This is a genomic window from Micromonospora sp. NPDC047740, from assembly GCF_043204735.1.
Classification (GTDB): Bacteria; Actinomycetota; Actinomycetes; order Mycobacteriales; family Micromonosporaceae; genus Micromonospora.
Genome location: NZ_JBIDCT010000002.1, coordinates 374,632 through 396,676 on the forward strand (window position 1 = coordinate 374,632; position 22,045 = coordinate 396,676).

14 protein-coding genes and 1 pseudogene are annotated in these 22,045 nt (G+C 73.9%); 11 read left to right on the forward strand and 4 right to left on the reverse strand.

Features of this window, described 5'->3' with window-relative positions; genetic code table 11:
* Window positions 1-96: 96 nt before the first annotated feature.
* The 4 genes from ACGF4F_RS06330 to ACGF4F_RS06345 all read left to right on the forward strand — a co-directional run bounded on the left by ACGF4F_RS06330 (window position 97) and on the right by ACGF4F_RS06345 (window position 6,105).
* On the forward strand, window positions 97-2,553 hold the full coding sequence (locus tag ACGF4F_RS06330; RefSeq protein ID WP_357433880.1) for an EAL domain-containing protein: 2,457 nt from the start codon (window positions 97-99) through the stop codon (window positions 2,551-2,553).
* Between the two features lie 141 nt (window positions 2,554-2,694).
* Window positions 2,695-3,000, forward strand: a complete 306-nt coding sequence (gene gatC, locus ACGF4F_RS06335) for an Asp-tRNA(Asn)/Glu-tRNA(Gln) amidotransferase subunit GatC (protein WP_148797891.1) — start codon at window positions 2,695-2,697, stop codon at window positions 2,998-3,000.
* A gap of 76 nt (window positions 3,001-3,076) precedes the next feature.
* Complete coding sequence (gene gatA / locus ACGF4F_RS06340; protein WP_357433877.1) at window positions 3,077-4,552, forward strand: Asp-tRNA(Asn)/Glu-tRNA(Gln) amidotransferase subunit GatA; 1,476 nt, start codon at window positions 3,077-3,079, stop codon at window positions 4,550-4,552.
* 230 nt (window positions 4,553-4,782) lie between these two features.
* Window positions 4,783-6,105: an Ig domain-containing protein gene (locus ACGF4F_RS06345; protein WP_357433875.1), complete on the forward strand. Its 1,323-nt coding sequence runs from the start codon at window positions 4,783-4,785 to the stop codon at window positions 6,103-6,105.
* A 7-nt stretch (window positions 6,106-6,112) separates the two neighbouring features.
* Here ACGF4F_RS06345 and ACGF4F_RS06350 read toward each other — a convergent pair whose 3' ends face one another.
* On the reverse strand, window positions 6,113-7,072 hold the full coding sequence (locus ACGF4F_RS06350; protein WP_357433872.1) for a helix-turn-helix domain-containing protein: 960 nt from the start codon (window positions 7,070-7,072) through the stop codon (window positions 6,113-6,115).
* A 102-nt stretch (window positions 7,073-7,174) separates the two neighbouring features.
* On the opposite strand from ACGF4F_RS06350, the gene ACGF4F_RS06355 reads away from it, so the two are divergent.
* From ACGF4F_RS06355 to ACGF4F_RS06365, 3 genes are all read left to right on the forward strand, one after another.
* Window positions 7,175-8,278 carry a hypothetical protein gene (locus ACGF4F_RS06355; protein WP_357433870.1) on the forward strand — a complete coding sequence of 368 codons (1,104 nt, stop codon included), beginning with the start codon at window positions 7,175-7,177 and terminating at the stop codon, window positions 8,276-8,278.
* Between the two features lie 146 nt (window positions 8,279-8,424).
* Window positions 8,425-9,924, forward strand: coding sequence for an Asp-tRNA(Asn)/Glu-tRNA(Gln) amidotransferase subunit GatB (gene gatB, locus ACGF4F_RS06360; protein WP_357433868.1), 1,500 nt, complete (start codon window positions 8,425-8,427; stop codon window positions 9,922-9,924).
* Window positions 9,925-10,094: 170 nt separating this feature from the next.
* Window positions 10,095-12,452, forward strand: a complete 2,358-nt coding sequence (locus ACGF4F_RS06365; protein WP_357433866.1) for a pyruvate dehydrogenase — start codon at window positions 10,095-10,097, stop codon at window positions 12,450-12,452.
* Between the two features lie 4 nt (window positions 12,453-12,456).
* Here the strand turns inward: ACGF4F_RS06365 and ACGF4F_RS06370 are convergent, their stop codons facing one another.
* Together ACGF4F_RS06370 and ACGF4F_RS06375 are read right to left on the reverse strand one after the other, a co-directional pair.
* Window positions 12,457-14,085: a metallophosphoesterase gene (locus ACGF4F_RS06370; protein WP_357433864.1), complete on the reverse strand. Its 1,629-nt coding sequence runs from the start codon at window positions 14,083-14,085 to the stop codon at window positions 12,457-12,459.
* 95 nt (window positions 14,086-14,180) lie between these two features.
* Window positions 14,181-15,356 (reverse strand): PQQ-dependent sugar dehydrogenase, encoded by a 1,176-nt coding sequence (locus ACGF4F_RS06375; RefSeq protein ID WP_357433862.1) that lies wholly within the window; start codon window positions 15,354-15,356, stop codon window positions 14,181-14,183.
* 83 nt (window positions 15,357-15,439) lie between these two features.
* On the opposite strand from ACGF4F_RS06375, the gene ACGF4F_RS06380 reads away from it, so the two are divergent.
* The gene (locus tag ACGF4F_RS06380) at window positions 15,440-16,369 is read left to right on the forward strand and encodes a 2-hydroxyacid dehydrogenase (RefSeq protein ID WP_357433860.1); all 930 of its coding nucleotides are present in this window, start codon (window positions 15,440-15,442) and stop codon (window positions 16,367-16,369) included.
* A gap of 45 nt (window positions 16,370-16,414) precedes the next feature.
* Here ACGF4F_RS06380 and ACGF4F_RS06385 read toward each other — a convergent pair whose 3' ends face one another.
* Window positions 16,415-16,792, reverse strand: coding sequence for a PH domain-containing protein (locus tag ACGF4F_RS06385; protein WP_357433858.1), 378 nt, complete (start codon window positions 16,790-16,792; stop codon window positions 16,415-16,417).
* Window positions 16,793-17,034: 242 nt separating this feature from the next.
* Here ACGF4F_RS06385 and ACGF4F_RS06390 point away from each other — a divergent pair, with 242 nt between their 5' ends.
* The 3 genes and pseudogenes from ACGF4F_RS06390 to ACGF4F_RS06400 all read left to right on the forward strand — a co-directional run bounded on the left by ACGF4F_RS06390 (window position 17,035) and on the right by ACGF4F_RS06400 (window position 22,022).
* Window positions 17,035-19,446 (forward strand): GGDEF domain-containing phosphodiesterase, encoded by a 2,412-nt coding sequence (locus ACGF4F_RS06390; RefSeq protein ID WP_357433856.1) that lies wholly within the window; start codon window positions 17,035-17,037, stop codon window positions 19,444-19,446.
* Window positions 19,443-19,583 (forward strand): hypothetical protein, encoded by a 141-nt coding sequence (locus tag ACGF4F_RS06395; protein ID WP_357433854.1) that lies wholly within the window; start codon window positions 19,443-19,445, stop codon window positions 19,581-19,583. Before ACGF4F_RS06390 ends, ACGF4F_RS06395 begins: the two co-directional genes overlap by 4 nt.
* Window positions 19,580-22,022, forward strand: a pseudogene (locus ACGF4F_RS06400) (glycoside hydrolase family 2 protein). Before ACGF4F_RS06395 ends, ACGF4F_RS06400 begins: the two are co-directional and overlap by 4 nt.
* Window positions 22,023-22,045 lie beyond the last annotated feature (23 nt).

The window sequence follows — 22,045 nt, forward strand, 5'->3', positions numbered from 1 at the left end:
TTCGTGACTGTCGTGGCGGGAATCGGGCCCTGAGGGCGTTTCATTGGCGTACGGCGTGTGACGGCGCACGCCGGAGGGCCGCTCCCGGGAGGTGCGATGGAGACCGGCGACCCGCGTAACTCCGTGCCGCCTGGGCGGGGTACGCCGTTCTTCGGTTTCGTCGCCGTGGTCGGGGTGCTGGCCGTGCTCGTCTCGGCCGGTCCGCTGGCCGGGCTGCCGGAACGGCTGTCGGACATGCCGCCGGCCTTCTGGACCATGGCGGCGCTCGCCGTCGCCTGTGACGCCCGCCCGTTCGTCCCGCCCGGCCGGCGCCGGACCTCGGCGGTCTTCCCGTCGACCTGCTTCACCTTCGCGATCCTGCTCGGCTGGGGGCTCGGCCCGGCCGTCGCCGTGCAGGCCGTGGCGGTGGCCGTCTCCGGCTGGCGGCTCGGATACGCCCTCTGGCGGACCGGCTTCAACGCCGCCCAGTACGCCTGCGCGCTCGGTGCCGCGTACCTGGTCACCCGGCTCGGTGCCGGCGACCTCTTCGACGGCGGGCGGCTGCACTGGGCCGACGTCGCGGCGGTGGGCGGTGCCGCCGCAGCCTGGTTCACGGTCAACTACGGCCTGGTCACCTTCGCGATCCGGCTGCGTTTCGGCGCCCGCTGGTGGCCCCGGGTCCGCCTCGGCCTGGCCTACGAGCTGCTCTCCACCGGTTCGCTGCTGCTGCTCGCCCCGGTGCTGGTCGCCGCCGCCCGGGCCAGCGCCGCGTTGATCCCGCTGGTGCTGGTGCCGCTCTTCGCCGTCTACCGGATGGCCCGACTCTCCGCTGAGCAGGAGCAACTGGCCGCCCTCGACCCGCTCACCGGGCTGCCCAACCGCAAGGCGCTGCTGGCCGAAGTGGCCGAGCAGGTGCACCTGCACGCCGAGCGCGCCGCCCGGAGCGAGCCGGACGCCCACCTCGCCCTGCTGCTGCTCGACCTGGACCGGTTCAAGCACGTCAACGACGCCCTCGGGCACGCGGTGGGGGACCGGCTGCTGGTCGAGGTGAGCGCCCGGCTGACCGACGTGGTGGACGAGGATCACCTGGTGGCCCGCCTCGGCGGCGACGAGTTCGCCATCGTCGTACCCCGGCTCACCGGTGCCGACCAGGCCCGGGAACTGGCCGACCGGGTGGTCGCCGCGCTCGCCGAGCCGGTCCCGCTGGACGGGCTGCCGCTGGACGTGGGCGGCTCGATCGGTGTCGCGATGTTCCCGGAGCACGGCGAGGACTTCGCCACGCTGATGCGCCACGCCGACGTGGCCATGTACGACGCCAAGCACCGCAACGACACCGTCGCCGTCTACGCGGCCGAGTCCGACCACAACTCGGCGGAACGGCTCGGCCTCCTGGCCGACCTGCGCCGGGTGCTGGAGTGCACGCCGACCCCGCCCGTCGCGGCGCCGCCCGGCGTACGCGGGGGCGACGGCGCCGCCCTCGCCGCCGCGCCCGGCCTGCCCGCCCCGGCTCGGGCCGACGGCGTAGCCCGCAACGGCGGCCGGCGCGGCGTCGCTGCCCGGCCGGGCCAGGGGTCGGGGCGGTGGCGGCTGCGTCGCCGACCGGCCCGGGTCGACCTGCGGCACGACGACGAGCTGATCAACCGGATCGTCACGAACGCCGATCCGATCCGCCGCCGGGCCGCCCGCACGGTCGGCGCCAACGCGTCGGTGGGCGCCGCGGGTGACCGGTTCCCGGAGGCGCTCGGCGAGGGCCCGGTCCGCAACGTCGGCGGCGGGGACGACCCGGCCGGGGATCCGGGCGAGATCACCATGTACTACCAGCCGCAGATCGCCATCGCGACCGGCGAGGTCGTCGGGGTCGAGGCGTTGCTGCGCTGGCGACACCCGCGCCGCGGCATGGTCGACCCGGGGGAGCTGATCCAGGTCGCCGAGCAGAGCGCGGTGATGCGGCTGCTCACCCGCCGGGTGGTGGACGACGTGACGGAGCAGCTGGCGAAGTGGTCGGCGGCCGGCCTCACGCTGCGCGCCGCGCTCAACGTCAGCGTCCGTGACCTGCACACCGGCGAGATCGCCGAGCAGATCGCCGACCGGCTGGCCCGGTACGGCGTGCCGCCGGACCGGCTCCAGGTGGAGATCACCGAGGGCGCCCTGATGGCCGACCCGCGGCGGGTGCTGGCCAGCATCTCCCAGCTGCATCGCATTGGCGTCGGCATCGCGTTGGACGACTTCGGCACCGGGTACTCGTCGTTGCAGCACCTGCGCCGGCTGCCGCTGTCCGAGGTGAAGGTGGACCGGTCGTTCGTCCTCGGGATGGCGGAGGACCCGGACGACGCGGCGATCGTCCGGTCGATGATCGAGCTGGCCGGGGCGCTCGGGCTGCGCGTGGTGGCCGAGGGCGTGGAGGACGAGCGCACCTGGCGGCTGCTGCACGCCGCCGGCTGCGACGTGGCCCAGGGCTGGTTCTACGCCCGCCCGATGCCGGCCGAGGAGCTGGTCACCTGGCTGTCCCGCTACCGTCCGGTCCACCCGGTGTCGGCCGCGGAAGCGGAGGGGCCGCGCCGACCGGCCCGGTGACGGGGCCGGGAGGGGGAGTCGGAGGCGCCGACCCGACCGCAGGACAATAGACTCGCTGCGGTCACCGCGCGTCATCGCCACCGACGAACGCGCGGCCGGCACACCGAAGACGCAGCAGGACAGCCACGAAGGGGGCACCCGATGGCCGCCATCTCCCGCGAGGAGGTCGCGCACCTCGCGCGACTGTCGCGGCTCGCCGTCACCGAGGAGGAGCTGGACACCTTCGCCGGTCAGCTGGACGTGATCCTCCAGTCGGTCGCCCAGGTCGGCGAGGTCGCCGCGGCGGACATCCCGCCGACCTCCCACTCGGTGCCGCTGACCAACGTCCTACGCGAGGACGTGGTGGCGCCGTGCCTGACCCCGCAGGAGGCGCTGTCGGGTGCGCCCGACGCCGAGGAGCAGCGGTTCCGCGTCCCGCGGATCCTGGATGAGGATGTGGCTTCATGAGCGAGCGCAGCGAGCGAATCATCAGGATCAGCGTGGTGGTGCCTCATGGCGGCACGGAGCGAAGCGGAGTGTCGGCATGAGCGACCTGATCAAGCTGAGCGCGAGCGAGATCGCGGGGCTCGTGGCGAGCGGGGAGACCTCCGCCGTCGAGGTGACCCAGGCCCACCTGGACCGGATCGCCGCCGTGGAGGACCAGGTCCACGCCTTCCTGCATGTCGACACCGAGGGCGCGCTGGCGGCCGCCCGCACCGTCGACGAGCGCCGGGCCGCCGGCGCGGAACTGGGCCCGCTGGCCGGCGTGCCGGTCGCCGTGAAGGACGTGCTCACCACCAAGGGTGTGCCGACCACGGTCGGGTCGAAGATCCTGGAGGGCTGGCGCCCGCCGTACGACTCGACGATCGTGCAGCGGCTGCGCGACGCGGGCACGGTGATGCTCGGCAAGACCAACATGGACGAGTTCGCCATGGGCTCCTCCACCGAATACTCGGCCTACGGTCCGACCCACAACCCCTGGGACCTGACCCGGATCCCGGGCGGCTCGGGTGGCGGCAGCGCCGCCGCGCTGGCCGCGTTCGAGGCGCCGCTGGCGATCGGCTCGGACACCGGCGGCTCGATCCGCCAGCCCGGTGCGGTCACCGGCACGGTCGGCGCCAAGCCCACCTACGGCGGCACCTCCCGGTACGGCCTGGTCGCGTTCTCCTCGTCTCTGGACACGCCTGGTCCGTGCGCCCGTACGGTGCTGGACGCCGCGCTGCTGCACCAGGTGATCGGCGGGCACGACCCGCGCGACTCCACCTCCATCCCGGTCGCCGTGCCGGACGTGGTGGGTGCGGCGAAGCTCGGCGCGACCGGCGACCTGACCGGCGTGAAGCTCGGTGTGGTCACCGAGTTCACCGGCGAGGGTGCCGAACCGGGCGTGATGGCCGCGTTCCGCGAGTCGGTGGAGGCGCTGGCGAAGCTGGGCGCCGAGATCGTCGAGGTCTCCTGCCCGCACTTCAAGTACGCCCTGCCGGCCTACTACCTGATCGCGCCGAGCGAGTGCTCCTCCAACCTGGCCCGGTTCGACGGCGTCCGGTTCGGCCTGCGGGTCGGCGACGACGGCAACCGGTCGCTGGAGGAGGTCATGTCGCTGACCCGCGAGACCGGCTTCGGCCCGGAGGTCAAGCGGCGCATCATGATCGGCACGTACGCGCTCTCGTCGGGCTACTACGACGCCTACTACGGGCAGGCGCAGAAGGTCCGCACCCTGATCACCCGGGACTTCACCGCAGCGTTCGAGCAGGTGGACGCGCTGATCTCGCCGACCACCCCGTTCGTGGCCTTCCCGATCGGGGCGCGTACCGCCGACCCGTACCAGATGTACCTGGCGGACCTGTTCACCATCCCGACCAACCTGTACGGCGGGCCGGCCATCTCGGTCCCGTGCGGCCTCTCCGAGGGGCTTCCGGTGGGTCTGCAGATCATGGCCCCGACGATGGCGGACGACCGGATGTACCGGGTGGCCGCCGCGCTGGAGTCCACGGTCGGCACGTTCGCCCCGCCGGCCCTGTGACCCGCCCGCGGGGCGGCCGACCGGCCGCCCCGCGAGGGGCGCGGTCACGTCCGGGAACGGGCGCCGCGGCAGCCGAAGCCAACACCGATCGGCAACACGCGGTCACCGTTCGGTCCATTACGCCTTCCTGGCTGTCCTGATTGGATAAGGTCGCTTCGCGCTGGTGAACGCGAATCCCCGGCTTACCTTGATCGAATCCTGGACGGGCGATGAAGACGCTGCGACCGATAATGATCGTATCGGCACTCCTGCTGGTGCTGCTCGGCACGGCACAGCCAGCGGCTGCCGCGACGATCACCATCACCTCCGGTCCGCCGGCGTCCCCGGTCACCGCCTACGAGGAATACCCGACGCACACGTTCACGGCGTCGGGTGGCACGGCGCCGTACACGCTGTCGTTGCGGGCGGGTGCGTTGCCGCCGGGCCTGGCGTTGGCGTCGGCGGGGACGCTCTCGGGTACGCCGACCACCCCGGGCGAGTACACGTTCGAGATCCGGATGACGGACGCGAACAGCGACTTCGCCGAGCAAACCGTGACCGTCAAGGTGGTGGCACCGACCATCACCATCACCTCAGGCACCCCCGCCTCCCGGGTCACCGCCTACGAGACGTATCCGACGCACACGTTCACGGCGTCGGGTGGCACGGCACCGTACACGCTGTCGTTGCGGGCGGGTGCGTTGCCGCCGGGGATGGCGTTGGCGTCGGCGGGGACGCTCTCGGGTACGCCGACCACGCCGGGCAGCTACCAGTTCGAGATCCGGATGAGTGACGACCACGGCTTCTACGCCGAGCAGGACGTGACCGTCGAGGTGGTGCCGCCCACGATCACCATCACCTCGGGCGTGCCCACCTCGCCCTGGTACACCGCGCAGCCGTACCCCACGCACACCTTCAAGGCCTCCGGCGGCACCGGGCCGTACACGCTGTCGTTGCGGGCGGGTGCGTTGCCGCCGGGGATGGCGTTGGCGTCGGCGGGGACGCTCTCGGGAACGCCGACGGCGACGGGCAGCTACTCGTTCGAGATCCGGATGAGTGACGACCACGGCTTCTACGCCGAGCAGGACGTCACGGTCGTCATCGCCAAGCCGGCCACCACCATCACGTCCGGAGCGCCGCCCAAGGGCGCGGTCGGCGAGGCCTACTCGTTCCGGTTCACCGCCACCGGCGACTCCAACATCACCTTCAAGCTGGACGCCGGTGACCTGCCCGACGGGCTCGACCTCGGCCCGGACGGCGTGCTCAGCGGCACCCCCGAGGCCGAGGGCAGCTTCACCTTCACGGTGAAGGCGACCGGCACCGCGTCGAGCGCCACCGACGAGGTCACTCTCGTCATCGACGCAGCGCCGTCCTCGCCGTCCCCGACGCCCACGTCATCGGCATCGCCGTCCCCGTCATCGGCGTCGCCGTCGGCGACGGCCGGGCCCGGGCTCCCGGTCACCGGATCCGACACGCGAACCATGCTGTTGCTGGGTGTCGCGGTGATCGCCGTCGGTGGGATGCTCCTCCTCCTGGCCTACGAGCGCCGCCGGCGATCCCTGACCCGCGGGTGACGCCCGGTCAGGCCAGGCCCCGCCGCCCGGCCTGCAGCCCGGCCTGAAAGCGGGTACGGGCGCCGAGCGCGGCCAGCAGGGCGGACGAGCGGCGTCCCAGGGTGCGTACGCTCACGCCGAGTTCGCGGGCGATGGCTTCGTCCTTGAGCCCGGTGGCGAGCAGGCCCAGCAGCCGCAGATCCGGCTCGTCGGCCCCCGTCGCGGGCTGCTCCGGGTCCCAGGCGGGCAGCGGCGTGGCCTGCGCCCAGAGCAGTTCGAAGAGCTTCACCAGCGCCGACACGACCATGGGCGCGCGGATCACCAGCGCGGCGTCCATGGCCCGCTCGCTGGCCAGCGGCAGCAGCGCCACCGAGCGGTCGCCGATCGCCAGCTTCAGCGGCACGTCCGTGTGCACCCGCGCCTGTTCCCCGGCCGCGACGGCCGCCATCGCCTGCTCGTAGGCGCCGGGCAGCTCGAAGGCCTCGGGGGCGTAGATGCCCCGCACGCTGGCGTCCCGGCCGAGCAGCTCGTTCTCGGACACGTTCGCCGACGCCACCTCCTGGGCGTACGGCGGGCGATCCAGGACCAGCAGCTCCTTCGTCGCGCCGTAGGTGAGCTGGACGAACTGGGCCTCGACGGCAGCCCGGCCGGTGACGATCTCCAGCAGCTCGTCCGGCCTGGTCGGCAGCTCCTGCGGAAACTCCTCCGCCATCCGTTCGGCGGCTCGGCGTACCTGGGTGAACTCCTCGGTGCGCCGCACGACCAGGGCGTTCACCGCGACGTCCGGGCGGGTCGGCAGCAGCCGGGTGCCGGCACCGACCAGCCGGCTGACGAAGCCGAGTTCCGCCAGGCGTTCGGTCGCCGCGCGGACCACCCGGACACTCTCCCCGACCTGCCGGGCCAACTCCGGCACGCTCGACTGCCGTCGGTGCAGGAGGGCCAGGTAGACCGATTCCTCCACCGGGGTCAGACCCAACGACTCGAACATCCGAGCCCCTTCCCGCCTCGCGGGTGTCCGACACAGGCCATGGCCGGGCTCGGACACCCGAAACTGTGGCGATCGGTGCATGTCCACGTCTAGACATGCTTCATGATCTTCTCCCGACTCAGCGGTGTACTCGCGCTGGCCGTCACGGCCGCCGGTGCCGTCAACCTCGCCACCGTGGCGCCCGCGGCCGCTGCCGACGGGTGGCACCGCCCGCAGTGCGGCATGGTGCAGGGCGACGGCTCGGTCACCTTCACGCGTAACGACGGTGGCGTCCTGGCCCGCACCACGACCCCCCTCACCCCGGTCGCCTACCCGAGGCTCGTCGCCCTGAGCACGGCGAACACGCTGGTGGCCATCTCGAAGACGGCGATCCAGCGGTCCACCGACGCCGGCTGCACCTGGCAGCAGATCGCCGACACCGGGCTGAGCCTGGCGGCGTACTTCCTCGCCGCCGGGCCGGACGGGAACGCCTACGCGTACGGCGTGAACGATCAGCCGATCTACCGGGTGCAGGGCGACCAGGTCGCCGAGGTGGCCGGCCCGGTCCCAGGCGACGGCGTGGTCGGACTGGCGGTGGACCGGACCGACGCGCGGGACCTGCGGGCCGTTAGCAAGGCCGGGCAGGTCTACGACTCCCAGGACGGCGGTGCCACCTGGGCCGCCGTCGGGGTGCCGGCCGGCCAGGACGAGTTCGTCTACCAGGCGGCCGTCGATCCCGCCGACCGGGATCACCTCATCGTGGGCACCATGGGCCACGGCAGCTACGTCACGTTCGACGGCGGCCGCAGCTGGACCCGGTCGGCCGGGGTCGGCGCCACCCCCCAGGCGAACGGCTTCTCCGTCGCCTTCTCGCCGGCGGATCCGCGGACGGTGTGGCTGGAGGGCTACGACCTCAGCCAGAACGACAACTCCGCGCGGCACATCTGGCGTTCGACCGACGGGGGCCGCAGCTTCGTGTCGGCGCTCGACGGCGCGCAGGCGACCCTGATCAACGGCACCCCGTTGTGGCCCAGCCCGGTGGACCCGGACGTGCTGTACTTCGCCTACGGCACGTGGTTCGGTGGCTACGGCACCGATCTCTACCGGTACGACGCGTCGACCGGCCGGTTGACCTCGCAGCACAACTCCCACGACGGCATCGCCGGTCTCGCCTTCAATCCGGTCGACCCGCAGGTGATGTACCTCGGGTTGGTCGAGGAGCGCTGACCTCGGGGCCCGCCCGGGGACCACACCTCGGGCGGGCGCCCGGCCGGACCGGACACGCACCGGCCCGGGTGGAAACCCGGGCGAGGTGACCGCCGCCGGCCCGACTAGGCTGGACCGGTTCCGTCCGGATCGCGCCTGGAGCTCAGATGACGACGACACTGCCCGCGTACGACGAGGTCGTCGCGCGCTACGAACCGGTGATCGGCCTGGAGACCCACGTCGAGCTGGGCACGAACACCAAGATGTTCTGCGGCTGCCCGACCGACTTCGGTGGCGAGCCGAACACCCGGGTCTGCCCGGTCTGCCTGGGCCTGCCGGGTTCGCTGCCGGTGGCCAACAAGGCCGCCATCGAGGCGACGATCCGGATCGGCCTCGCGCTGAACTGCTCGATCGCCGAGTGGTGCCGGTTCGCCCGGAAGAACTACTTCTACCCGGACATGCCGAAGAACTTCCAGATCAGCCAGTACGACGAGCCGCTCTGCGTCGACGGCTACCTGGACGTCGAGGTCAACGGCGAGACCGTGCGGATCGGCATCGAGCGGGTGCACCTGGAGGAGGACACCGGCAAGACGCTGCACGTCGGCGGCGCCACCGGCCGGATCCACGGTGCGACCGAGTCGCTGGTCGACTACAACCGGGCCGGCATCCCCCTCGTGGAGATCGTCACCAAGCCGATCCCCGGCACCGGCGCGCTCGCGCCGGAGGTGGCCCGGGCGTACGTCGCCGAACTGCGCGACGTGATCCGCTCGCTGGGCGTCTCCGACGTCCGGATGGAGGAGGGCTCGCTGCGCTGCGACGTCAACACCTCGCTGAACAAGCCGGGCGAGGAGTGGGGCACCCGCACCGAGACCAAGAACGTCAACTCGCTGCGCTCGGTCGAGCGGGCGGTCCGCTCGGAGATGCTGCGCCAGGCCACGGTGCTCGACGCCGGCGGCAGCATCACCCAGGAGACCCGGCACTTCCACGAGGACACCGGCGACACCACGCCGGGCCGGTCCAAGGAGACCGCCACCGACTACCGGTACTTCCCGGAGCCCGACCTGGTCCCGCTCGCGCCGGACCCGGCCTGGGTGGCCGAGCTGAAGGCCGCCCTGCCGGAGCTGCCCCGGCTGCACCGCCGCCGGCTGCAGGAGCAGTGGGGTCTGTCCGACCTGGACATGCAGTCGGTGCTCAACGCCGGCGCGGTCGAGCTGATCGAGCAGACCGTGGCCGCCGGCACCACCCCGGCCGCCGCCCGCAAGTGGTGGCTCGGTGAGCTGTCCCGGCGGGCCAACGAGACCGGTGTCGAGTTGGCCGACGCCGGGGCCACCCCGGCGCAGGTCGCCGAGCTGCAGGGCCTGGTCGACGCCGGCAAGCTCACCGACAAGCTGGCCCGTACCGTCCTGGAGGGCGTGGTGGCCGGCGAGGGCTCGCCGACCCAGATCATGGCCAACCGGAACCTGGAGGTCGTCTCCGACACCGGCGCGCTCACCGCCGCGGTGGACGAGGCGATCGCCGCCAACCCGGAGGTCGCCGACAAGGTCCGCAGCGGCAAGGTCGCCGCGGCCGGCGCCCTGGTCGGCGCGGTCATGAAGACCACCCGCGGCCAGGCGGACGCCCGGACCGTCCGCGAGCTGATCCTGGCGCGCCTCGGCGTCCAGGGCTGAGGCGAAGGGCCCTGTTGACGCCTGGTGCTCAGCAGGGATCCCCGCCTGACACCCCCGTGAAGGCCGCCGTCGCGATCCGGCGGCGGCCCTTCCCGTATCCCCCCGGCTAGCGCGCCGACCCGCGCACCCCCCGCGAAGGGCGTCAACGGCGACGCCCGGATGGAGTCACCGTGAACCAGCACGACCTCGACGTCCTCGACGAGATCCAGCGGCGGGTGCTCTGGCTCGCCACCCGCATCGTGGACGCCGCCAACCACGACCGGAACACCGGTGACGGGGTGAAGGTCGGCGGCCACCAGGCGTCCAGCGCCTCCCTGGTCACCGCGATGACCGCGCTCTGGTTCGCCCACCTGGACGGCGAGGACCGGGTCTCGGTCAAGCCGCACGCCTCGCCGGTGTTCCACGCCATCCAGTACCTGCTCGGCAACCTGGACCGGTCGTACCTGCCGAAGCTGCGGGCGCGCGGCGGCCTGCAGTCCTACCCGTCGCGGACCAAGGATCCGGACGGGGTGGACTTCTCCACCGGCTCGGTCGGCCTGGGCGCCGCCGCGCCGCTGTTCGCCGCGGTCACCCGCCGCTACGTCGACGCGCACTTCGGCGCCCGTCCGCACTCCCGGTTCATCGCGCTGATCGGGGACGCCGAACTGGACGAGGGAAACATCTGGGAGGCCGTCGCCGACCCGGCCACCACCGGGCTGGGCAACGTGATGTGGCTGGTCGACTTCAACCGCCAGTCGCTGGACCGGGTCGTCCCGGGCATCCGGATCAACCAGTGGCGCGGCCAGTTCGAGGCCGCCGGCTGGCACGTCGTCGAGGTCAAGTACGGCCGCAAGCTCGCCGAGGCGTACGCCCGGCCGGGCGGCGAGGCGCTGCGCGACTGGATCGACCTGATGCCGAACGAGCAGTACCAGTCGCTGTTCGGACTGGCCGGGCCGGCCCTGCGCAAGCAGTTCCTCGACGGCGCGCCGGCCGAGGTGTCCGCCTTCGTGGCCGACATCCCCGACGACGAGTTGGGCCCGCTCGTCACCGACCTCGGCGGGCACGACCTCGAGGCGATGCTCGACGCGTACACCCAGTGCGACGCGGTCACCGACCGGCCCAGCGTGGTCTTCGCGTACACGGTCAAGGGGTGGGGGCTGCCGATCGCCGGCAACCCGCGCAACCACTCGGCGCTGCTCAGCACCGAGCAGGTCGACGCGCTGCGCGCCGCGCACGGCCTGACCCGCGAGACCGAGTGGGACCGCCTCGACCCGGCCTCCCCGGCCGGCATCCGGGCCGGCGAGCGCCGGGAGGCGCTGTCCCGCGCGCCGCGCGAGCGGGCGCTGGGGGTCACCGTCCCGGAGACCACCAAGGTACGCGCCAACAAGCCCGTCTCCACCCAGGAGGTCTTCGGCCGGGTGCTGGTCGACCTGGCCCGGGACGCCGACGTCGCGCCCTACCTGGTCACCACCGCGCCCGACGTGGCCACCTCGACGAACCTGGCCGGGTTCATCAACAAGACCGGCGTCTTCGCCCCCACCGCGCAGCGCTCCTGGACCGAGGACCGGATGCTGCGCTGGACGGAGAGCCCGGCGGGCCAGCACATCGAGCTGGGCATCTCGGAGATGAACCTGTTCCTGCTGCTCGGCCAGCTCGGCCTGTCCTGGGACCTGTCCGGCCAGCCGCTGCTGCCGGTCGGCACGGTCTACGACCCGTTCGTGCTGCGCGGCCTGGACGCCTTCCTCTACGGCACCTACTCGGGTTCCCGGTTCGTGGTCGCCGGCACCCCGTCCGGCATCACCCTCGCCCCGGAGGGCGGCGCCCACCAGTCCACCATCACCGCCTCGGTGGGGTTGGAGCTGCCCGGCGTCACCTTCATCGAGCCCGCGTACGCCGGCAGCCTCGACTGGCTGCTCTGCGACGCGCTCGGCCAGATCGCCGGGGGAGCCGCACCCGCCGCCACCGCCGCGCCCACCGAGGACGGGGCGTACTACTTCCGGCTCAGCACCCGCCCCGTCGACCAGGCGCCCTTCGAGGCGGCCCGGGCCCGGATCGGCGACGCGGTCCTGCGCCGGCAGGTGGTCGCCGGGGCCTACCGGCTGGTGGACGCGCACGAGGCGTACCCCCAGCTGGTCGACGCCCCGGTCGTGCAGCTCGCCGCCTCCGGCGCGGTGTTGCCCGAGGTGCTGGCGGCCGCCGCGGAGCTGGCGGAGGAGGGGGTGGCCGCGCACGTCGTGGACGTCACCTCGCTGGACCGGCTCTACCGGGCCTGGCAGCGGACCCTGCGTCAGGGCGTCCGGACGGCGACCGTGCCGAGCGTGCCCGGCGCGCTGCGGTCGGCCTTCGCCGACCGGGTGCCGGTGGTGACCGTGCACGATGCCGCCTCGCACGCGATGGCCTGGCTCGGCTCGGCGCTCGGCGCCCCGGCGGTGCCGCTCGGGGTGGACGAGTTCGGCCAGTCGGGCAGCGTCCACGAGCTGTACGAGCTGCACGACCTGCTGCCGGGCAGCATCGTCAACGCCGCCCTGGCCGCGCTCTCGCTGCGCTGACGCCTCAGCGGGTCGGGCTCGCGGTCGGGCTGCCCGGGGTCGGACCGGACGGCACCGGGGCGCCCCGGGTGGGAGTCGGGGTGACCGGCACCTGGTCGCCCTTCGCCGGGTCGCTGATCACGTGCCGTGCCAGGTTGACCTGCGACTGGCCGGTGCCGCCCACGGTGATCTCGTCGTACGCCTGGAGCAGCTTCTGCTGGTCGAAGTAGAGCACCGTCATGGTCAGCGGGGTGGGCTTCTCGCCCTCCAGGCCGCGCAGCCCGGCGCCGCCGGTGGAGCCCTCCACCATCAGCGTGGTCGGCTCCTTGCCCGGCGACTGCGGCAGCTTCAGCACCTGCCGTTCGTGCAGGTGCCCGGCCAGTACCAGCGGGCAGGTGCCGGAGAGCGGCCCGGCCGAGGCCGGGTCGTGCACGAGGGCGATGTTCACCTTGGTCGGCGAGTTCTGCACCGTGGTGGCCAGCTGCTCGCCGACCCCGATCACCTGGTCGGCGACCTGCGCGGTGAGCCCGCTGCCGGCCGGTGAGGTCTCCTTGTCTGGGGTGAACCGCGGGTCGCCGATGCCGGCGATGGTCAGCCCGGACACGGTGGTCGTGGAGTTGTCGAGCACGATCGCGTTCGGCTGATTGGCCACGGCCGCGGCGGTCCGCGCCGAGTCGTGGTTGCCGCGGATGTAGACGTACGGCTTCTTGAGCAGGCCGATCGAGCCGACGTAGGACGCCTCCGGTTCGCTGCCCCAGTCGGTGATGTCGCCGGTGTCGATCACCACGTCGATGCCGAACTGCTCGACGATGGTCCGGATCAGCGACCAGCCGGTCGGGTTGAGGTGCATGTCGGACACGTGCAGGACCCGAGTGGTGCCGGGGGCCGGCTCGTACACCGGCAGCGCCGAGACGGTGGTGTAGAGCTTGCTGACGTTGCCGACCAGCCGCTGGAGCTGCTCGGCGTACTTGGTGTAGTCGTTGGCGATCCGCCGCGCATCACCGACGATCGCTGGCGCGTTGACCAGCAGCCCCTCGTAGCGCGGCTCCTCGATCGACTGCGGGCGGACGGTGGCGGCGGCCAGCCCGAGACTCCCGGCGGTGACCACCAGCGCCAGGCCGCCGGCCCAGGCCATCCGGCGTACGTCCCGGAAGACCAGCCCGGCCAGCAGCAGGGTGGCCAGCACCGCCGAGGCGAGCGTCTTCAGCCCGAGGCGCATCACGCCGGTGCGGACGTCCTCCACGGCGGACTGGCTGGCCCGGCTGATGCTCGCCGGGTCGTCGATCAGCGCCTCGGTCCGCCGCTGGTCCAGCGCGCCCAGCTCCACGGTCAGGTAGGTCGGTCCGTTGTGGCTGTCCAGCTTCAACGCGCCCAGCGGCGGGATGTCGATGGTGGTGCCACCGCTCAGCGACGGGCTGAGGCTCAGGTGCGCGCGGAACGGCCCGATGTCGGTGCCCACGTGCCCACCGGCGTACGTGCCGGCGATGATCCCGGTGAGGGTGACCACGAGCAGGGCCAGCACCGCGCCGAGTTGGCGCAGTCGGACACTCGGCCGTCCCGGCCACCACCGTCGGGACGCCCAGCGGCGGGCGCGCCCGATCGCCGGGGCCGTCTCGTCCCCGGTCCTGCGCTGCTCGTTCTCCTGGCCGTCCATGCTCAGATTCTGACCTGCCCAATGCTGGATCTTGGTAAACCCGGGCCATGCCCGGACATTCTCACCTGTCGGTCGGTGCCGGCCGGCGTGACCGGTCAGCTGCGTCCGGCCCCGCCGTCGGCGAAGACCAGCCGCAGTATCCGGTCGTCCTCCGGGACCGGCTTGCCCCGGCCGTCCCGGTTGGAGGTGGTCACCCAGACCGAGCCGTCCGGGGCGACCGCGGCGGCCCGGAGCCGGCCGTACTTGCCGGTCAGCAGCTCGCGGGGCTGGCCGAGGACGGTCCCGGCCGGGGCCAGCTCGACCAGCCAGAGCCGCTGCCCGCGCAGGCACGCGGTGACCAGCAGGCGCTCCGCCGCGGCCAGCCCGGAGCAGGAGGCCTCGCCGGTCCGCCACTGCACGACCGGGTTGACGTAGCGCTTGTCGTCGCCGCGCCCCTCCACCTGCGGCCAGCCGTAGTTGCCGCCCTTGTTGATCTGGTTGATCTCGTCCCAGGTGTTCTGGCCGAACTCGACGGCGTACATCCGCTTGTCCGGCGTGAAGGCGAAGCCCTGGACGTTGCGGTGCCCGAGCGACCACACCGGGGAGCCGGCGGTGGGGTTACCCGGAGCCGGCTTGCCGTCGGGCGTGATCCGCAGGATCTTGCCGCCGAGGCTCTTCGGGTCCTGCGCGTTGGCCGTGTTCCCGGCGTCGCCCGTGCTGACGTAGAGGTAGCCGTCGGGGCCGAAGCCGAGGCCGCCGCCGTTGTGGTTGCCGGCCTTGGGGATGCCGGTGAGGATCGGGGTGGGCCGCCCGCCGAGCTCCAGCTTCGCGATCCGGTTGTCCTGCGCGGCGGTGTAGTAGACGAATACCGTGCGGTCCTTCGCGTACGACGGGGAGACGGCGATGCCGAGCAGCCCGCCCTCGCCGCCGGGCGCGACGTCCGGCACGCTCTGCACCACGGTGACGTTCATCCCCTCCGGCCCGGACTCCGGGCCGACCTGGAGGATCCGGCCGCTGTCCCGCTCGGTCACCAGGGCGCCACCGTCGGGCAGGAACGCGATCGCCCACGGCACCGCCAGGCCCTTGGCCAGCACCGTCGTGACCACCTGCTGGCCGGCGCCGCCCGGGCTGGCGGTCGCCGACGGTGTCGGCAGGTTGGGCGGCTGGCCGGCCGGGTCGGGATCCGGCTCGCCGAAGGCGCAGCCGGCGGTGCCCAGCAGCAGCGCCGCGCAGGACGCCGCCAGCGCCGCCCGACGGCGACCGGTGCGGGGGTACGGGGGAGGCGCGCTCACCCGACCCAGGGTAGCCGGGCTGAGGCCGCGCGGACGGCCACCGCGAGCAGGGCCGCGCCCGTCGGCGACTATCGTCGGCGATCGTGAAGGTTTGGATCCCGCACCGGGCCGGTCCCGCCCTCCTCGGTGAGCTGCCTCCGGGCGTCACCGTGGAGCTGCTGGAGGACCCCGCCCGGCTCCCGTCCTCCCCGGCCGGCGTGCGGTTCTGGGTGCCGCCGTTCCTCTCCGCCGGTCCGGCCGCCGCCCCGCTCCTGGCCGACCTTCCCGACCTGGCGGTGGTGCAGCTCCTGTCCGCCGGGGCGGACGCCTGGGTGGGGCAGATCCCCGCCGGGGTGACGCTCTGCGACGCCCGCGGCGTGCACGACACCAGCACCGCCGAGTGGGTGGTCACCGCCATCCTGTCGGTGCTGCGCGGCTTCGGCCCGCTGGCCCGGGCGCAGGCCCGCCGGGAGTGGGCGTATGACGCGGTGGCCCCGACCGACGAGCTGGCCGGCAAGCGGGTGCTGATCGTCGGGGCGGGGTCGATCGGGGCCGCGGTGCAGGCCCGGCTGGCCCCGTTCGAGGTGACCTTCACCCTGGTCGCCCGGACCGCGCGCCCCGCCGAGGGGGTGCACGGGGTGGACGAGTTGCCCACCCTGCTGCCCGAGGCGGACGTGGTGGTCCTGCTGGTGCCGCTGACCGAGCAGACCCGGGGACTGGTCGACGAGAAGTTCCTCGCCGCGATGTCGGACGGCGCGCTGCTGGTCAACGCCGCCCGCGGCCCGGTGGCCCGGACGCCGGCGCTGGTCGCCGAGCTGGCCTCTGGCCGGCTGCGGGCCGCGCTGGACGTCACCGATCCCGAGCCGCTGCCCGCCGACCATCCGCTGTGGGAGCTGCCGAACGTCCTGCTCACCCCGCACGTCGCCGGCTCGGTCCGCGGCCTGCTGCCGCGTGCGTACCGGCTGGTGGGCGAGCAGGTGCGCCGGTTCGTGGCCGGGGAGCCGCTGGTGAACCGGGTGGTGGACGGCTACTGACCGGGCCGGCTCAGCCCGTCCCGGCCGTTCCCGCCGGGGTCGGGCTCAGCCGGCGGTGTCGGACAGCTCGTGCCCGGTCGCGGAGATCAGCCGGGGCAGGTCGGCGGCGCGTACCGCGGGGAGCACCAGCAGCTCGCCGTCGTCGAGCCGGACGACCGCCCGGCCCCGCGCGTCGGCGGTCAGCTCGGCGACCCGCGCCCAGGGGATCCGCCGCTGCCCGGCGAGTGCCCGCAGCCGCAGCTCGCGGGGGTCCGCGTCGGTGCCGCCCCGCCAGGCCCAGAGCGCGACCGCCAGCGGGATCAGCAGGACCCAGAGCAGCCACCAGCGGGCGGTGGCCAGGGGTAGCGCGCCGAGGAACGCGACGATCGCGGCGACCAGGATCGCCTGGTTGTGGCGGAAACGGATGGTGTCGGCGCGGCTCACCCTCCGATGATCGCACCCCTGGCCGGGCGGGTGCCGGCCGGGCGGGAGGCCGGTGGCGGGTGGCATAGATGTGAGCGGCATCACGGGCGGCATGGCGTAACCAGCCCTGTCCGGGATCGTTTCTCGGCGTGGCCGTGCCGGTTCCCGCCCGGCCTTGGTCATGCCCGTCGCCGCCGCCCACCGTTGACCCCGCCCGTCCGCAGTCGCTCCCGCCCCGTGTCCCCCTCACGAAGGCGTCCGCCGTGCCCGTCACCCACCCCGCCGATGATCATCGCCGGCCACCGCTCGCCGACCTCGTCGTGGCGCTCGCCGGCACGCTGTTCGTCCTCGCCGGGGCCGCCGGCCTCGTCCCGGCCCTGTCCGGCGTGGCGCTCGCCGTGGCGGGTGGCTGCGCACTGGCCTGCGTGCGGCTCGCCTGGCTGGCCAGCGCCCCGCCCACACCGGCTGGGCCGGGCCTGCCGCCGGCCCCCGACCCGACCTGCCCCGCCGGACCGGGCCTACCGGGAGCCGACGACCCGACCCGCCGCGCCGAAGGCGATCTGGTCCCGGCCGGCCAGCACGGGCCGAACCCGCCGGTGCGCGACCCGGCCCGCCCCGCCGGGGCGCGGACCGGTCGGCAGGCCCGGCGTGCCGCGCTGACCCGTCGGGTCGCCACCATCCTCGACGCCGCGGTGCTGGCCGCCGGGCTGACCATCGCCGTGCTGCCGCTGACCGACCCGGCGCACCGGCTGCCGGTCGCGTTGGCCGGCCTCGCGGTCACCGCCCCGCTGTACGCCGTGGCCCTGCTCCGGCTCCCCGGCCGCTCCCGGCTCACCGGGGCCGAGCGGCTCCGGCGGGTCGTCGACGTCCTCGGGCTCGGCGTCAGCCTGGTCTTCGCGGGCTGGGTGCTGCTGCCGCCCGGCGAGGTGCCGTCGGTGGCGCGTACCGCGAGCGTCGCCGGCGCGACCGGGCTGGCGGTGCTGCTGGTGGCCGCGCTGGCGGACCGGCGTCGCCGCCCGGGCGCGGCGCGCTGCCAAGCCGGTGCGGCGGCCACCCTCGCCGGGCTGGCCCTCCTCGTGGTGCTGCTCGCCTACCGCGCGCCGGACCGCGCCGTCCTGGGCGTCGCGCCCCTGCTGCTGGTCGGCGCGCTGCTCACCGCCGGCGGCGCCCGGCGCAGCGCCACCGGGGAGCGACCCCGACCCGGCGGGTTCCCGGTCGCCTGGCCAGGGCTGACCGCGCCGGCCGGCATCGCGGCGCTCGCGGCCGGTCATCATTTGTGGACGGTGGGCGAGTTCACCGGCACCGCGATCGCCCTGGGGCTGGCGGTCATCCCGCCGATGGTGCTCCGGGAACTGCTCGCCGCCGCCGACCAGCGACGGCGCGTCGCCCGGCTGGCCGCCCGCGAGGCGCGACTGCGCGACCTGGTCGGCGACGACCCGCCGGCCGGCCCGGCGGCCGCCGTGGCCCCGGTCGACCGGCCCGGGCTGCTACGCGGGCTGGCCCGGCGGACGGGTGGCGCGCTGCTGGTCATCGACCTGCACGCGCCGGACGGCCGGGCCGTGGAGGCGCCGGTGCTGGTCGAGGTCGCCGGCCGGATCCGGGCCGGCTGCGGCAGCGCCGACCTGGTGGCCCGCCTCGCCGATCACGAGTTCGCCGTGCTGACCGACGTCGGGCCGGTGCTCGCGTACGCGTTGGGCACCCGGCTGCTGGCCGCGCTGGCCGCACCTTACCCACGGCCCGCCGGGGCGATCCGGCTCCAGGTCAGCGTCGGGCTGGCCGAGACCACCGGCGGCGACGCGGAGGACGTGCTGCGCCAGGCCGACCTGGCCCGGCGCCGCGCGGTGCAGCTCGGCCGCGACCGGGTCGAGTGGTACGACGCCTACCTCGAGGAGCAGCTGGTCCGCCGGCTGGACCTGGAACGGGAGCTGCCCGGCGCGGTCGCCCGGGGCGAGCTGGATCTGGTCTTCCAGCCGGTGCTGGCCCTGGCCGACCGGCACCCGGTGGGCACCGAGGCGCTGCTGCGCTGGCGCAGCCCGGTGCTGGGCACGGTGCTGCCGGACGAACTGCTGCCCGTCGCGGCGGATCTCGACCTGGTCGGCGAGGTGGGGCGGTGGGTGCTCGACCGAGCCTGCCGGCAGCTCGCCGCCTGGTCCGACGGGGGCCGGGAGCTGTGGATGGCCGTCAACGTCACGCCCCGGGAGCTTGCCGCGCCGGACTTCGTCACCCGCACCGCGACCGCGCTGGCCGCGTACGACGTGCCGCCGGAACGCCTCGTGGTGGAGGTGGCCGAACCCGCGGTCGGGGCGGAACTGTCCACCGTGGTGGCCCGGCTCGCCGGCCTGCGCTCCCTCGGGGTGCGGACCGCGCTGGACGACTTCCGGGCCGAGCACGCCTCCCTCGCCCAGCTCCGTCGGCTGCCGATCGACCTGCTCAAGGTCGGCCCGCACCTGGTCGGTCCGGCCACCGAGGGGCAGCGCCCGCTGATCGAGGTGGTGGCCAACCTGGGCGACCGGCTGGGCCTGGAGGTGGTGGTCGAAGGACTGGAGTCCGAGGCGCAGGTGGCCGGGGCCCGCCGCGCCGGTTGCCGCTACGGCCAGGGTTTCGCCCTCGCCCGCCCGGCCACCGCCGAGCGGGTGGAGGCGTGGTTCGAGGAGTTCCCCTCCACCCCGCGATGACCCGGCCGGCGATGGTCGGCCGCTGCACCGTCCAGCAGCAGGCGCGTGCATTGCCACCGTTCGCCCGGCTGGTGATGCTGTTCATCGGTGGCTGCCAGATCGTCCGAGGAATCATGGAAGGCGCGGTGAAGCCGTGAGCCGTCGAGCGCTGCACGAGGGTTGGGTGCTGCGGGCCGCGCCCGGCCCGCAGGTGCCGCCGGAGGTCGCCGAGGTGGCGGTGCCGGCCACCGTACCCGGCTGCGTGCACACCGACCTGCTGGCCGCCGGCCTCATCCCCGACCCGTTCCTGGACGACAACGAGACCCGGCTGGGCTGGATCGGGCGTACCGACTGGGTCTACGAGACCACCTTCGACTGGTGGCCGGGCGACGACGAGCGGGTGGACCTGGTCTGCGCCGGCTTGGACACGGTCGCCACGGTGACCCTCAACGGCAGCGAGGTCGGCCGCACCGAGAACCAGCACCGCAGCTACCGGTTCGCCGTCGGGCCGCTGCTGCGGGGCGGTTCGAACACGCTGACCGTCCGCTTCGACTCGCCGTACCGCTACGCGGAGGCGCACCGGGACCGGCTCGGTGACCGGCCGAACGCCTACTCGGAGCCGTTCCACTTCATCCGCAAGACGGCCTGCAACTTCGGCTGGGACTGGGGTCCCACGCTGGTGACCGCCGGCATCTGGCAGGAGATCGGGTTGCACGCCTGGTCGGTCGCCCGGCTGGCCACCGTCCGCCCGCTGGCCACGGTTGACGGCGACACCGGCCGGGTGGAGCTGCACGTCGAGGTGGAGCGGGTGGCGAACGCGCCGGTCACCGTGCAGGCCACCGTGGGTGGCAGCGCCACCGAGGTCACCGTCCCGGTGGGGGAGTGCAGCGCCGTGATGGCCCTCACCGTCCGCAACCCCGAGCGATGGTGGCCGGTGGGGTACGGCGAGCAGGCGCGCTACGACCTCGAGGTGACCCTGCGCGCCGCGGACGGCCGGGCGCTGGACGGCTGGTCCCGCCGGATCGGCTTCCGTTCGATACGCCTGGACACCGCCCCCGACGCGCACGGCTCCGCGTTCACCCTGCACGTCAACGAGATGCCGGTCTTCGTCCGGGGAGTCAACTGGATCCCCGACGACGCCCTTCCCAACCGCGTCACGCGGGAGCGGCTGGCCGAACGCCTCGCCCAGGCGGTCGGGGCGAACGTCAACCTGCTGCGGGTCTGGGGCGGTGGCCGGTACGAGTCGGCGGACTTCTACGAACTCGCCGACGAACTTGGCCTGCTTGTGCAGCAGGACTTCCTCTTCGCCTGCGCCGCGTACCCGGAGGAGGAGCCGTTCCGCTCCGAGGTCGAGGCCGAGGCGCGGGAGCAGGTGACCCGGCTGGCCGCCCACCCGTCGCTGGTGCTCTGGACCGGCAACAACGAGAACATCTGGGGCTGGCACGACTGGGACTGGCAGGAACCGCTCGCCGGGCGGACCTGGGGGCGCGGCTACTACCTGGTGCTGCTGCCCCGGATCGTCGGCGAGCTGGATCCGACCCGGCCGTACTGGCCGGGCAGCCCGTGGTCGGGCCGGGAGGACGTGCACCCGAACGACCCGGCGTACGGGACCACGCACATCTGGGATGTGTGGAACACCGACGACTACCGGAAGTACCGGGAGTACGTGCCGCGGTTCGTCGCCGAGTTCGGCTACCAGGGGCCCCCGGCGTACGCGACCCTGCGCCGGGCTCTCTCCGACAACCCGCTGGCGCCCGACTCACCCGGCATGGTCCACCACCAGAAGGCGATTGACGGGGACCTGAAGCTGCGGCGCGGGCTGGACGCCCACCTGCCGGTGCCCGCCGACTTCGACGACTGGCACTACCTCACCCAGCTCAACCAGGCCCGGGCCGTCCAGCTCGGGGTGGAGCACTTCCGGTCCCACCGGCCGGTGTGTATGGGCACCGTCGTCTGGCAGTTCAACGACTGCTGGCCGGTCACCTCGTGGTCGGCGGTCGACGGCGACGGCCGCCGCAAGCCCCTCTGGTACGCGCTGCGCCGGGCGTACGCCGACCGGCTGCTCACCGTGCAGCCGCGGGACGGGGGGGCTGGCCCTGGTGGCGGTGAACGAGACCGGCGAGGCGTGGCAGGTGCCGGCCATGGTCACCCGGCTCACCCTGGGGTGGGAGTCGAGGGCGACGACCGCGGTGGAGCTCGATGTTCCCGCGTACTCCTCGACCGTGGTGGCGCTGCCGGCGGAGCTGGCGCGGCCGGACGAGGCTCGGCGAGAGCTGCTCGTCGCCGAGCCCTGGGACTCGGCGGAGCGGGCGATCTGGTTCTTCGCCGAGGACCGCGAGATCGAGTGGCCGGCGGCGGAGCTGGACGCGACGGTCGAGCCGGTCGACGGCGGTCAGCTGGTGCAGGTGAGCGCCCGGACGGTGCTGCGCGACCTGACGCTCTTCCCGGACCGGCTGCACCCGTCGGCGGAGGTCGACCAGGCTCTCGTCACCCTGCTGCCGGGCGCTTCGGCGGCGTTCACCGTGCGCGCGGACGTGCCGCTCGACCCGGCCGCGCTGACCACCCGACCGGTGCTGCGTTGCGTCAACGACATGTGAAGGGAAAGGGCTGGCCGCCGTCG

Coding starts and splice junctions, on each gene's coding strand:
- ACGF4F_RS06345 (WP_357433875.1), top strand. CDS start 4,783: ATGATCGTATCGGCACTCCTGCTGGTGCTGCTCGGCACGGCACAGCCA.
- ACGF4F_RS06350 (WP_357433872.1), bottom strand. CDS start 7,072: ATGTTCGAGTCGTTGGGTCTGACCCCGGTGGAGGAATCGGTCTACCTG.
- ACGF4F_RS06370 (WP_357433864.1), bottom strand. CDS start 14,085: ATGGACGGCCAGGAGAACGAGCAGCGCAGGACCGGGGACGAGACGGCC.
- gatA (WP_357433877.1), top strand. CDS start 3,077: ATGAGCGACCTGATCAAGCTGAGCGCGAGCGAGATCGCGGGGCTCGTG.
- gatB (WP_357433868.1), top strand. CDS start 8,425: ATGACGACGACACTGCCCGCGTACGACGAGGTCGTCGCGCGCTACGAA.
- ACGF4F_RS06330 (WP_357433880.1), top strand. CDS start 97: ATGGAGACCGGCGACCCGCGTAACTCCGTGCCGCCTGGGCGGGGTACG.
- gatC (WP_148797891.1), top strand. CDS start 2,695: ATGGCCGCCATCTCCCGCGAGGAGGTCGCGCACCTCGCGCGACTGTCG.
- ACGF4F_RS06395 (WP_357433854.1), top strand. CDS start 19,443: ATGACCCGGCCGGCGATGGTCGGCCGCTGCACCGTCCAGCAGCAGGCG.
- ACGF4F_RS06355 (WP_357433870.1), top strand. CDS start 7,175: ATGATCTTCTCCCGACTCAGCGGTGTACTCGCGCTGGCCGTCACGGCC.